The organism is Streptomyces sp. NPDC054961, assembly GCF_053609145.1.
On record NZ_JBSGWY010000028.1, the window covers coordinates 47,242 to 57,810 of the forward strand.

General features: G+C 74.4%; 11 protein-coding genes and 7 tRNA genes. 9 read left to right on the forward strand and 9 right to left on the reverse strand.

The window, feature by feature from the left end; translation table 11 throughout:
* Positions 1-78: 78 nt before the first annotated feature.
* The 5 genes from ACWF9Z_RS23915 to ACWF9Z_RS23935 all read right to left on the reverse strand — a co-directional run bounded on the left by ACWF9Z_RS23915 (position 79) and on the right by ACWF9Z_RS23935 (position 564).
* Positions 79-153: transfer RNA gene (locus ACWF9Z_RS23915), tRNA-Val, on the reverse strand.
* A 56-nt stretch (positions 154-209) separates the two neighbouring features.
* Positions 210-281, reverse strand: a tRNA-Val gene (locus tag ACWF9Z_RS23920).
* A 19-nt stretch (positions 282-300) separates the two neighbouring features.
* Positions 301-372 (reverse strand) — tRNA-Val (locus ACWF9Z_RS23925).
* Between the two features lies 1 nt (position 373).
* A tRNA-Cys gene (locus ACWF9Z_RS23930) sits at positions 374-447 on the reverse strand.
* A 44-nt stretch (positions 448-491) separates the two neighbouring features.
* Positions 492-564, reverse strand: a tRNA-Gly gene (locus tag ACWF9Z_RS23935).
* Positions 565-743: 179 nt separating this feature from the next.
* Between ACWF9Z_RS23935 and ACWF9Z_RS23940 the strand changes: the two genes are divergently transcribed.
* From ACWF9Z_RS23940 to ACWF9Z_RS23950, 3 genes are all read left to right on the forward strand, one after another.
* Positions 744-1,826 carry a chorismate-binding protein gene (locus ACWF9Z_RS23940; protein WP_453605019.1) on the forward strand — a complete coding sequence of 361 codons (1,083 nt, stop codon included), beginning with the start codon at positions 744-746 and terminating at the stop codon, positions 1,824-1,826.
* Positions 1,823-2,650: an aminotransferase class IV gene (locus tag ACWF9Z_RS23945; protein ID WP_453605023.1), complete on the forward strand. Its 828-nt coding sequence runs from the start codon at positions 1,823-1,825 to the stop codon at positions 2,648-2,650. Before ACWF9Z_RS23940 ends, ACWF9Z_RS23945 begins: the two co-directional genes overlap by 4 nt.
* An 88-nt stretch (positions 2,651-2,738) precedes the next feature.
* Positions 2,739-3,563, forward strand: coding sequence for a GNAT family N-acetyltransferase (locus tag ACWF9Z_RS23950; protein ID WP_453605024.1), 825 nt, complete (start codon positions 2,739-2,741; stop codon positions 3,561-3,563).
* A gap of 162 nt (positions 3,564-3,725) precedes the next feature.
* Here ACWF9Z_RS23950 and ACWF9Z_RS23955 read toward each other — a convergent pair whose 3' ends face one another.
* Positions 3,726-4,223 (reverse strand): DsbA family protein, encoded by a 498-nt coding sequence (locus ACWF9Z_RS23955; protein WP_453605026.1) that lies wholly within the window; start codon positions 4,221-4,223, stop codon positions 3,726-3,728.
* A gap of 200 nt (positions 4,224-4,423) precedes the next feature.
* On the opposite strand from ACWF9Z_RS23955, the gene ACWF9Z_RS23960 reads away from it, so the two are divergent.
* Together ACWF9Z_RS23960 and ACWF9Z_RS23965 are read left to right on the forward strand one after the other, a co-directional pair.
* Positions 4,424-4,867: a hypothetical protein gene (locus ACWF9Z_RS23960; protein ID WP_453605028.1), complete on the forward strand. Its 444-nt coding sequence runs from the start codon at positions 4,424-4,426 to the stop codon at positions 4,865-4,867.
* A gap of 100 nt (positions 4,868-4,967) precedes the next feature.
* Positions 4,968-5,141, forward strand: coding sequence for a hypothetical protein (locus ACWF9Z_RS23965; RefSeq protein ID WP_453605029.1), 174 nt, complete (start codon positions 4,968-4,970; stop codon positions 5,139-5,141).
* Here ACWF9Z_RS23965 and ACWF9Z_RS23970 read toward each other — a convergent pair.
* Positions 5,082-5,720, reverse strand: a complete 639-nt coding sequence (locus ACWF9Z_RS23970; protein WP_453605031.1) for a CGNR zinc finger domain-containing protein — start codon at positions 5,718-5,720, stop codon at positions 5,082-5,084. The genes ACWF9Z_RS23965 and ACWF9Z_RS23970 overlap by 60 nt on opposite strands.
* Before the next feature lie 230 nt (positions 5,721-5,950).
* Positions 5,951-6,364 carry an SsgA family sporulation/cell division regulator gene (locus tag ACWF9Z_RS23975; protein WP_030011909.1) on the reverse strand — a complete coding sequence of 138 codons (414 nt, stop codon included), beginning with the start codon at positions 6,362-6,364 and terminating at the stop codon, positions 5,951-5,953.
* 177 nt (positions 6,365-6,541) lie between these two features.
* On the opposite strand from ACWF9Z_RS23975, the gene ACWF9Z_RS23980 reads away from it, so the two are divergent.
* The gene (locus ACWF9Z_RS23980; RefSeq protein ID WP_453605034.1) at positions 6,542-7,015 is read left to right on the forward strand and encodes a TIGR02611 family protein; all 474 of its coding nucleotides are present in this window, start codon (positions 6,542-6,544) and stop codon (positions 7,013-7,015) included.
* Positions 7,016-7,073: 58 nt separating this feature from the next.
* A tRNA-Val gene (locus ACWF9Z_RS23985) sits at positions 7,074-7,145 on the forward strand.
* Between the two features lie 141 nt (positions 7,146-7,286).
* On the opposite strand, the gene ACWF9Z_RS23990 is transcribed toward ACWF9Z_RS23985, so the two are convergent.
* Positions 7,287-9,647, reverse strand: a complete 2,361-nt coding sequence (locus tag ACWF9Z_RS23990) for an SCO7613 C-terminal domain-containing membrane protein (RefSeq protein WP_453605036.1) — start codon at positions 9,645-9,647, stop codon at positions 7,287-7,289.
* Between the two features lie 293 nt (positions 9,648-9,940).
* On the opposite strand from ACWF9Z_RS23990, the gene ACWF9Z_RS23995 reads away from it, so the two are divergent.
* Positions 9,941-10,372, forward strand: coding sequence for an SRPBCC family protein (locus tag ACWF9Z_RS23995; protein WP_453605110.1), 432 nt, complete (start codon positions 9,941-9,943; stop codon positions 10,370-10,372).
* A gap of 38 nt (positions 10,373-10,410) precedes the next feature.
* Positions 10,411-10,482 (forward strand) — tRNA-Val (locus tag ACWF9Z_RS24000).
* Positions 10,483-10,569: the final 87 nt, after the last annotated feature.

Below are 10,569 nucleotides of genomic sequence, written 5' to 3' on the forward strand. Positions count from 1 at the left end.
ACCGAGAGCACCAGTGAGCTCGTCCGTCACAGCCCCGCGCACGCCCGCGGGGGGCGCCCGGCGGGGGCTTCCGGATGGTGGTGCGCGATACTGGGATTGAACCAGTGACCTCTTCCGTGTCAGGGAAGCGCTCTCCCGCTGAGCTAATCGCGCGGGACGGCTCTGAAGCCGCAGGTCAAGCAGGTGGTGCTCGTAGTGCAGGTGCTGCGTGCGCGATACTGGGATTGAACCAGTGACCTCTTCCGTGTCAGGGAAGCGCTCTCCCGCTGAGCTAATCGCGCGGGGATCCTTGCGGACCAGTGGACGATACTGGGATTGAACCAGTGACCTCTTCCGTGTCAGGGAAGCGCTCTCCCGCTGAGCTAATCGTCCTTGGAGGTGGAGACGGGATTTGAACCCGTGTAGACGGCTTTGCAGGCCGTTGCCTCGCCTCTCGGCCACTCCACCAGGAGCAAGCAGGGGGTCCTCGGGAAGATGATCCCCCACCTCAGAGCGGACGACGAGACTCGAACTCGCGACATCCACCTTGGCAAGGTGGTGCTCTACCAACTGAGCTACGTCCGCAGGTCACCGTGTTCGCTCCGGGGTTTCCCCCTTCGCTCCCTGGCGACGAGTTGAACTCTAGCGGATTCCCGGGCCAGCTCAAAAACGCGTTTCCGCAGCGTGCTGCCGCTCGATCACCGCGGGTCACCCGGCAGACGCCTCCCCGGCGCCACCGCGTCACCGGTCATAGACTCGCAGCCGTGCACGACCTGCCTCCCCTCGCCCGCTTCGGCGGCCTCCTCGCGACCGATCTCCGCGACGTCACCAGCGATCCCGGTGCCCTCGACTCCAGCGGCTTCTGGGCGGTGACCGCCGATTTCGAAGGCCGTCTCGTCTGCGCGCGCTTCGGCGACGTACGCCCCGATCCGGTGCCCGCGCCCGTCCCCGGGGCCTGGCGCGGCCCCGACAGCGACCAGTGGACCTCCTCGCTCGGCCGTGCCGCGTACGTCGCCGGCGTACGCCGCATCCGCGAACACATCGCGGCGGGCGAGGTCTACCAGGCCAACCTCTGCCGGGTGATGTCCGCGCCGCTGCCCGAGGGCCCCGGTCCGGGCGGCGCGGCCGATGTGGACGCCCTGACCGCGCTGCTCGCGCGCGGCAATCCGGCCCCCTATGCAGGAACGATTCGCCTCCCGGCGCACGGAGTGGAGATCGCCACCGCGTCGCCCGAGCTCTACCTGCGCCGCTCCGGCCGCCGCGTGGAGTCCGGCCCGATCAAGGGCACCGGCCGCACCGCCGCCGACCTGCTGCCCAAGGACCACGCCGAGAACGTGATGATCGTGGACCTCGTGCGCAACGACCTCGGACGGGTCTGCGCCACCGGATCCGTCACGGTCCCCGAGCTGTGTGCCCTGGAAGAGCACCCGGGCCTGGTCCACCTCGTCTCCACCGTCGCGGGTGAACTCGCCGACGGTGCCGGCTGGCCCGAGCTGCTCGCCGCCACCTTCCCGCCCGGCTCGGTCACCGGCGCCCCCAAGTCCTCCGCCCTGCGGATCATCGAAGCCCTGGAGACCGCCCCGCGCGGCCCTTACTGCGGCGGCATCGGCTGGGTGGACGCCGACCGCGGCACCGCCGAGCTCGCCGTCGGCATCCGGACCTTCTGGATCGACCGGAGGAACCCCGACGGCCCCCGGCTGTGCTTCGGCACCGGCGCCGGGATCACCTGGGGCTCCGACCCCGACCGGGAGTGGGCGGAGACCGAGCTCAAGGCGGCCCGTCTGCTGCGGGTAGCGTCGGGGACGAACGACGCGTACGCGAACGACAGCGGAAGGACCGTACGGTGACGATCTGGCTCGACGGAGCACTGCGGGACGCCGACGACGCAAGGGTGTCCGTGTTCGACCACGGCCTCACCGTCGGCGACGGGGTCTTCGAGACGCTCAAGGCGGAGCACGGCAAGGCCTTCGCGCTCACCCGGCACCTGGAGCGGCTGACCCGCTCCGCACGGGGCCTCGGCCTGCCGGATCCCGACCAGGACGAGGTGCGCCGCGCCTGCGCGGCCGTACTGGAGGCCAACCCGGTCCCGCTCGGCCGGCTGCGCGTCACCTACACCGGCGGCCTCTCCCCGCTCGGCTCCGACCGCGGAGAAGCCGGTCCGACGCTGATCGTCGCCTTCGCCGGATCCACCCGCCGCCCCGACACCACGGCCGTCGTCACCGTGCCCTGGGTGCGCAACGAGCGCTCCGCCGTGGCCGGGCTGAAGACCACCTCGTACGCCGAGAACGTGGTCGCGCTGGCCGCCGCCCACCGGGCCGGTGCCTCCGAGGCCCTCTTCGCCAACACCGTCGGCCGCCTGTGCGAAGGCACCGGATCCAATGTGTTCGTCGTCCTCGACGGGGAACTGCACACCCCGCCCCTGGCCTCGGGGTGCCTCGCCGGCATCACCCGCGCCCTCGTGGCCGAGTGGGCCGGGGCCAAGGAGACCGACCTGCCCTTCGAGGTGCTGGAACGGGCCGAGGAAGTCTTCCTGACCTCCTCGCTGCGCGATGTCCAGGCCGTCGTACGGATCGACGGCCGCGAGCTGGGCACGGCGCCCGGCCCCGTCACGGCCGAGGCCATGCGCCTCTTCGACGTCCGTTCCGCCCAGGACGGCGACCCCCGGTCCTGACCGCCCGCGGCACCGGTCCGGCCTGGCCCCGGTCCGATACCGGCAAACCCGCTGTCATTCGGACGGCGGGGCGGGTAGAACTCGAGTGATGACCACCACCCTGCGGCCGAGCGGGCCGCTTCAGCAGAGCACCGGCGGCGCGCGCTCGCGCCCGTACGAGATCCGGGTCAACAGCAGGCGCGTCGGCGCCCTGCTGCTCGCCACGGACACCCCCTTCGGGCCGACGGTCGCCGAGATCCGCGACCTCGAGGTCGACGAGCCCGACCGCCGGCGCGGCCGCGCCACCGTGGCGGCGCTCGCCGCGGAGGAGGTGCTGCGGGGATGGGGCTGCCGGCGGGTCCGGGTCAGCGTCCCGGCCGATGCGCCGGGCGGGCTGCGCCTGGCCGTCTCCCTGGGGTACGCCGAGTACAGCCGCAACATGGTCAAGGAACTCCCGGCCGAGCCGCCCGCCCTGTCCGAGGGGGTCACCGGCCGCGCGATGACGGAGGCCGAGTACACGTCCTGGATCGCCGAGAAGCGGGCCGAATACGCGCGGGGGTGGGTCGAGCGGGGCATGTCCCGGGAGGCCGCGCTCGCGAAGTCGGAGGCCGACCACGCGTCCCTGCTCCCGCAGGGGCCGGCCACCCCGGGCGTCAGCCTGCGCGTCCTCGAGGCGGCCGGCGTACGGGTCGGCACCGTGTGGACCTCGCCGCGCGGCGGGGAGTGCTACGTCTTCGACGTCGCGGTCGCCGAGGAGCACCGCGGCCGGGGGTACGGCCGGGACCTGATGCTCCTCGCGGAACGCACGGCCCTGGAGGCCGGCCACCGGGTGCTGGCGCTCCACGTCTTCAGCGACAACATCCCGGCCCTGCGGCTCTACGAGTCCCTCGGCTACGCCACGACCCACCGCAACTACGCCAAGGATCTGGTCTAGTACCGGGTCGGGCGACGTCCGCCCCCGTCGCGACGCCCGGCACGCACGCTCGCCGCACCGGCCGAAAGCCCAAGTACGTCCCGTACGAGCGCTTGCGGCCGGCACGCCGAAAGCACGCACCGGACGCCGCTCCTCAAGGGGCAAACCTTGCCCGACGCGGCACTAGTCCGTGGCGAGCAGCCGGTCGGCGATCTCCTCGATGCGCCCGCGCAGGCCCTCCTGGCTCTTGCCGCCGTCGAGGCGCTGGCCGTCGATCACGTAGGTCGGGGTGCCGGTCACGCCGATCGCCTTGCCCTCGGCCTGGTCGGCGTCCACGATCAGGATGTGCCGGCCGTCGATCAGGGCGGTGTCGAACTCCTCGGCGTCCAGGCCGAGTTCACGCGCCACATCGACCAGTACGGCCTCGCCGCGCCGGTCGAGCTCCGCGGTGCGGGCGAGCACGGCCTCCACGTACGGCCAGCCCTGCCCCTGCTCGAGGGCCTCCTCGGCGGCCTGCGCGGCGGCGAAGGCGTGCTTGTGCTTCTCCAGCGGGAAGTGGCGCAGCCGGATGTCGAGCCGGTCGCCGTAGCGGGCCCGCAGGGCGCGTACGTCGTCCAGAGCGCTGTGGCAGTCCGGGCACTGGAGTTCGCACCAGACGTCGAGGATCACGGAATCGGTCATGTGGACAGTCTCCCAGCCCGTGCCCGTGCCGACCGACCGGGACCTGGGGAGGAGGGACGACCCGGAGATGTCCCGGAGATCCGCCCGGGGCGGGCCCCAGGCATGGCCCCCACGGTGGCCGCCGGTGCAGGATGGATAGGGACAGAACGCCCGGCCCGCCGGCCGGGTCCGATCGACCGCACCGCCCCTGGAGGCCCCGCATGCTCGCCGAGACCATTTGCTCCGCGGTGTCCGCGGCCGGCCTGGGCATCGCCGCGCTGACCGCCTACCGCAAGCGTTTCCTCGCGGCCACCCGGATCGCGGCGTACTCGCTGGTGCCGGTCGGCCTGGTGATGACGGGCGTCGTGCAGTGGCTGTCCGGGCTGGTCTTCAAGCCGACCGTCTGGGTCGGTTTCGGGTTGCTGGGGCTGGCCTGGGTGCTCTTCATGACCACCCGCGCCATCGAGCGGCGCGGATCCGGCGCGGGGGAGAAGCCGGCGAAGGAGCCGAAGGCCGCCAAGGGCCGTCCGGCCCGGGACGCCGTGGCCCCGGCCGCCTCCGCGCCCTCGCTCGGCGGTGCGACCCCTCCGCGGTCGACCCCGGCCGCCGCTCCCGGGGAGGACTTCTCCGACATCGAGGCGATCTTGAAGAAGCACGGCATCTGAGGCCGGAACCACCTGAACTGACGGGATCCGGCGAACTCGCGAGTGGAACGTGGCGTGTTGAACGCCGGAGGAGGGCGCCCTGCGCCATCATCGGCCCGACATGCTCGAGACATCGCAGGGTGAGCCGGCCGTTCCCGCGCCGGCCACCGCCCCCGTTGCCGAGGAGCCGCGCGGCTGCCTCTTCGCGCTCTCCCAGCCGCCCCTGATGATCTTCCTAGCCGTGATCGGCGGCCTGCTGCTGCTGGCCGCCGTGCACGACCTCTTCCTGCTGTGATCCGGACTCCGCGGCCGGCTCCGCCTCCAGCTCCGACTTGCGCCGGGCCCGGTAGGCCGCGACGTGCAGCCGGTTCCCGCAGGTGCGGCTGTCGCAGTAGCGCCGGGAGCGGTTGCGGGACAGGTCCATGAAGGCCCGCCGGCAGTCCGGTGCCTCGCAGCGGCGCAGCCGCTCCTGCTCGCCCGAGACCACGATGAAGGCCAGCGCCATGCCGCCGTCGGCCGCCAGGTGGTCGCCCACCGAGGCGCCCGGCGCGAAGTAGTGGACGTGCCAGTCGTAGCCGTCGTGGTCGGTCAGCTGCGGAGTGGTCCCGGCCGTCGCGACCAGTTCGTTGATCAGCACCGAGGCGGCCCGCGGGTTCGGCGCCGCGAACACCTGGGCGAATTTTCCGCGCACCGTCCGCACGCCCGCGAGGTCGCGGGCACCGAGCTCGCCGACGTCGCTGATCGCGTACTCGCGGACGAAGGCGCGCAGCGCGGTCACGTCCGCCAGGGCGTCGGGATGGTCCGTCTCGGCCGAGGTGTTCACCAGCGCGACGACGACGTCGAGCGCGCGACGGGTGTCGTGGGGGATCTGCACGGGGTCTCCCTCAGGGGCCGGGCCTGCGGTGACGGTCTGCGCCGCCGCTGGTGGCCGACTCTAGCGGGTCGCCCCCCGAGCGCACCGGCGCCGTCCCCGCGGGTGGGTTCCGCAGGGACAGCGCCGGCACTTCCGTATGTGGTTGTCCGCCGCGCACCGTCGCCCCGAGTCGGACGGTGTCGTGCGGCCCCCGGCCGTGGCCGGGAGAGGGTTGGCTCCGCAGGCCTGGCTCAGGATTCGGCCAGGATGTGGGAGAGCTCCTTGTCGAGGTCGAAGTGCCGGTGCTCGGTTCCTGGTGGAACCGCGGCGTCCGTCCGCTTGAGGAACGACTCGAGTGCTCGTGCGGGTGCTTCGAGCAGTGCTTCTCCCTCCGGTGAGCTCAGGGCGATGCAGACCACACCCTGACCGTGGCTACGGGACGGCCAGACGCGGACGTCGCCGGTACCGGTGGGCCGGTGAAGGCCCTCGGCGAGGAGGTCGCGGGCGAATACCCATTCGACCGTCTCCTCGGCGCCGGTGTGGAAGGTGGCGTGCACGGCGTAGGGATCGGCCGTGTCATACCGCAGGCCCGCGGGAACAGGCAGTGAGGACTCGCTCGACACAACGAGGCGCAGGTGCAGCTCGCAGCTGACCGTGGTGTTCATAAGCGCCAGGGCCTTTCGCTCAGTGTGCGCTCGGGGATTCGCACGTCGGCGAAATCGACATGCCACCTACGGTGCCGTTGTAAACCCCTCTGACCGTTTTGCGGACCTCTGGGTCCCTCGGACGGCGGATCCAAACGACCATTCACGTGTGCTGCGAGCTCGGGGTAGATTCGACCCATGAACACGGGGAGTGACCGCGAGACCAACGAGTCCGCCAACGAGTCCGCCACCGGTCAGGCCGACGGCCGGGCCGAGGGTTCCGGCGCCGAGGACGAGGCGCAGCACGTCTCCAAGGCGCCGGCCTTCATCAAGGCCCGCCGGGGGCTGCACCTGAGCTGGCAGGTCGGGGTCTTCGTCGTCGGCCTGGCCGTCATCGGCGCCGGGGTCGCGATGCTGGTCCTGCCCGGCCCGGGCTGGGTCGCGATCTTCGCGGGCCTCGCGATCTGGGCCACCGAGTTCGCCTGGGCGCACCTCGCCCTGCGCTGGACCAAGCGCAAGGTCAGCGAGGCCGCGCAGAAGGCCCTGGACCCGAAGGTCCGCCGCCGCAACATCATCCTGACCAGCGTCGGCCTCGTGATCGCGGGCGCCCTGATCGGCTTCTACCTGTGGAAGTACGGGATGGTGCTGCCCTGGAACATCAAGGACCAGTGAGCGGGCCCGCCCATGGCGGAGAGCACCGCTGACATGCGGTAATGTTTGCGGTGCGTCCGGGCGATTAGCTCAGTGGGAGAGCACTTCGTTCACACCGAAGGGGTCACTGGTTCGAACCCAGTATCGCCCACCCGGACCAGAGGCCCGGAGACTTCACCGTCTCCGGGCCTCTGGCGTTTTCCGGCCCGCCGGTCCCCTCGAGGACCGCCGGGCCCGGGCCCGGCGCCGCCGCCGGCCCGATCCGGCCGTTTCCCGGCGCCGCCCCGGCCGGCTACGTCAGCCGGCCGATCGCCTCCCGCAGCCGCCGCGCGTCCCGCAGCCGCTTCTCGTAGGTCGCCCCCACCGCCAGCAGCAGTACGCCGGCCAGCGCCGGCGGGAGCCAGCGGGGCAGCGCGTCCACGACCTGCACCACGTACGGGGTGAGCTCGTGCACCGCCACCGCCACCAGCGTCGCCCCGCCCAGCAGCAGCGGTGCCCGCAGCCGGCGCCGGGCCCCGGCCAGGGTCACCGCGAGGGCGGCCGCGCCCAGCACGAGCGGCCGCACCCAGTGCGAGTCGCCCCACGCCGAGACCGTGCTCGGCAGCAGGCCCGCCGCCAGGCCCGGTCCGTACGCCGTCCAGGACGTGGTCAGCGGGTCCCGGCGCCGCCGTACGAAGCCCACGGCCAGCGCCAGGACCGTCACCGGCAGCGTGTACGCCTCGGGCACGGTCACCTCCGAGGCCGCGAGCCGCACCCAGGTCGCCGCCAGGAACAGCACCCCCGCGGCCCAGCCCGCCGCGCGGCGCTCCGGCCGCACCGCCGCGCCCGCGCAGACCACCCCGGCGAGCGCCAGGGCCAGCGCGAGCACCGGCCCGGACCCGACGGCCAGCGCCACGGCGAGGAGCCCGCAGACGGCCGCCGAGACCTCCGCCGGGGCCCGTACGAGGCCCAGGCGGGGTCCGAGGGCGGCCACGGCCGCCGGGACCGCCAGGACCGGAGGAGCCCACCAGGCCACCGGGAGGTCCAGCAGCGCGCCCAGGGCCACCGCCAGCGCCGCCGCGTACCCGACGGCGAGCGCCGCCGCCCCCGCCCGGGCCCAGGCCGCACCGGGCCGGTACGCCGCCCCCGCCGCGCAGAGCGCCGCCAGCGTCCCGAGCACCCCGAAGGTGGCCAGCCGGCCGTCCAGGGCCGCCACGGACAGGTTCAGGGCCCCGGCCGTCGCGCAGAGGGCCGCGGCGACGGCCCGGCCGCCGTCCGGGGCCTGGGTCCGCAACGCGAGCACCCCCGCCGCCGCCGTCACCGCCAGCTGGGCCGCGAAGACCGCGCCGGGCGGCAGGCCCAGGGCCACGGGGGCGGTGAACAGTCCCGCCCAGCCCAGGGCCACCGACACCGCCGACGCGGCCGGTCCGTGCGGCTCCGGCACCACCCGGGCCAGCCACCACGCGGCCGCCGCCGTCAGCAGCAGCGCCACCAGCGGCGCCAGGCCCGGTCCGTCCGCGGCCGCCGTGGTCGGCGTCGTCACCGACCACACCTCCTCCAGCACCCGCAGCCGCCCCACCAGCACCATCGCCGCCCAGGACACGCCCCAGAGCGCCGCCAGGGCCGCCACCCCCGCACCGGCCCAGGCGAGGCCGCGCCGGACCGCGGCCGGGAGCGCGGGGAGCCGTACCGTCGCCAGCAGCGCCAGCGCCGCCACCAGGTACGCCACCGCCGCCCAGGACGGATCGAGCTCCGGAGCCACCGGACCGCCGACCGCCGCCACGGCCGCGACGCCGCCCGCCGCGGCGAAGGCCGCCCGCCCCGTCGGACGCCACGCGACCGCCACACCCGCCGCGGCCGTCGCCGCCAGCAGCGCCGAGGCGGCCAGAGCCGAGGAGCCCGTTCCCGTCGTACCGCGGGCCACCGATTCCGAGAGCCCCGTCAGCAGCGCGGCCCCGCCCGTCACTGAGCCCGCCACCGCGGCCCAGACGGTCCACCGGCCCGGCCGCACCAGCGCGAGCAGCGCGTCCAGCACCGCCGTGGCCAGCAGCGCCCAGCCCAGGCCCAGTCCGCCGGCCCCGGCCGCCAGCGCCGCGAGCGGCAGCGGGAGCTGCGCCGTGAGCAGCGCCGCCGCGAGCGGGATGCGCAGCCGCGTCAAGGCCCGCCCGTACCCGGCCCACAGCGCGGCCAGCACCGCGGCCGCGCCGGCCGCGTACGCCGTGCCGTCGGTGTCCGGCATGCCGACCGCGTACAGCGCGTACGCGTCCAGCACCGTCAGCAGCAGGCCGACCGCGCCCACCGCCTCGGCCGTCGACCGAAGGCCCCGGCGCAGCAGCGGCGCGGGCGCGGCGAGCGCCGCCACCGTGACCACGGTGAGTACGGCGCTGCGTCCCGCGATGCCGAGCGAGCCCCAGCTGAGGAGGGTGAACGCGAGCGCCGCCACCGCCAGCAGGACGGCTCCCAGGGCCAGCAGCACGTTCTGCGCCCCCGGAGCCGAGGCCTCCTTCGGGGGCTTCGGCCCGGCCGGAGCCGCCGCCGCACCCCAGGCGAGGGGGGCCCGCCCGCGCAGCAGCCACTCCCGCCTGCTCAGCAGGTAGTGGCGCCGGGCGTCGAGTTGGAACAGTTCGCGGTCGATGAGCGCGAGCTCTTCGGCCGGCGGCAGGGGTATGTCCATGGCCGGATTGTGCTCCTGCGCGCGGGGCCGGGGCATGGGCGGGGGTACTCATCTCGGGGGAGTTCCGCCTGAGTACGCGGTGCGGGTGCCCGTCGCCCGCCAGACTCGGGTCCATGGACCCGAGCAACCGTCGTGCCGGCGCCGTGCCTCCCCGCACCGAAGCCCCCCGCCGTGCCCCCGCGGCCCCCGCGCGCGGCCGCGACCCCCGCGGCGCGACTCCGCCCGGCGCGACTCCCCCCGGCTCCCGCGGCGGCGGTCCCCAAGACCGCTGGACCCGCTACCGCTTCCGCAGCGTGTGGGACCTCGCCGCCCCGGCCCCCCGTGTCTACGCCGCCCTGGAACGCGCCGACGACTATCCCCTGTGGTGGCCCCAGGTCCGCGCCGTCGCGCCCGTCGACGACGAGGGGAGCGGCGCCGCCCTCATCCGCTCCGCGCTCCCGCTCACCCTGCGCGTGAGCGCCGACGAGCTCCTGCGCGATCCCGCGCGCGGGATCCTGGAGGTCGCCCTGCGCGGCGACCTGGAGGGCTGGGCGCGCTGGACCGTCCGGCCGCGGCGCGGCGGCGCGCGGGCCCTGTACGAGCAGGAGGTCGAGGTCCGCCGGCCCCTCATGCGGTGGCTCTCGCTGCCCGGGCGGCCGGTGTTCCGGCTCAACCACGGTCTGATGATGCGGGCCGGACGGCGCGGACTCGCCGCCCGTCTGGCAGCCGGAACGGAAGCGGTTTGAACCAGCCCCGAGCCTTCTGTATTGTTCAGTCCGTTCCCGGGCGATTAGCTCAGCGGGAGAGCACTTCGTTCACACCGAAGGGGTCACTGGTTCGAACCCAGTATCGCCCACCGGGACAGGGCGGGGGCGGGGGGGGGGGGCCCCGGGGGCGCCCCGGGTGCGGGCGGCGCGCGCGGGCGGGGGGGGGTGTGTGGGCG

Coding starts and splice junctions, on each gene's coding strand:
- ACWF9Z_RS23955 (WP_453605026.1), bottom strand. CDS start 4,223: ATGACCGATTCCGTGATCCTCGACGTCTGGTGCGAACTCCAGTGCCCG.
- ACWF9Z_RS23960 (WP_453605028.1), top strand. CDS start 4,424: ATGCTCGCCGAGACCATTTGCTCCGCGGTGTCCGCGGCCGGCCTGGGC.
- ACWF9Z_RS23975 (WP_030011909.1), bottom strand. CDS start 6,364: ATGAACACCACGGTCAGCTGCGAGCTGCACCTGCGCCTCGTTGTGTCG.
- ACWF9Z_RS23965 (WP_453605029.1), top strand. CDS start 4,968: ATGCTCGAGACATCGCAGGGTGAGCCGGCCGTTCCCGCGCCGGCCACC.
- ACWF9Z_RS23990 (WP_453605036.1), bottom strand. CDS start 9,647: ATGGACATACCCCTGCCGCCGGCCGAAGAGCTCGCGCTCATCGACCGC.
- ACWF9Z_RS23980 (WP_453605034.1), top strand. CDS start 6,542: ATGAACACGGGGAGTGACCGCGAGACCAACGAGTCCGCCAACGAGTCC.
- ACWF9Z_RS23950 (WP_453605024.1), top strand. CDS start 2,739: ATGACCACCACCCTGCGGCCGAGCGGGCCGCTTCAGCAGAGCACCGGC.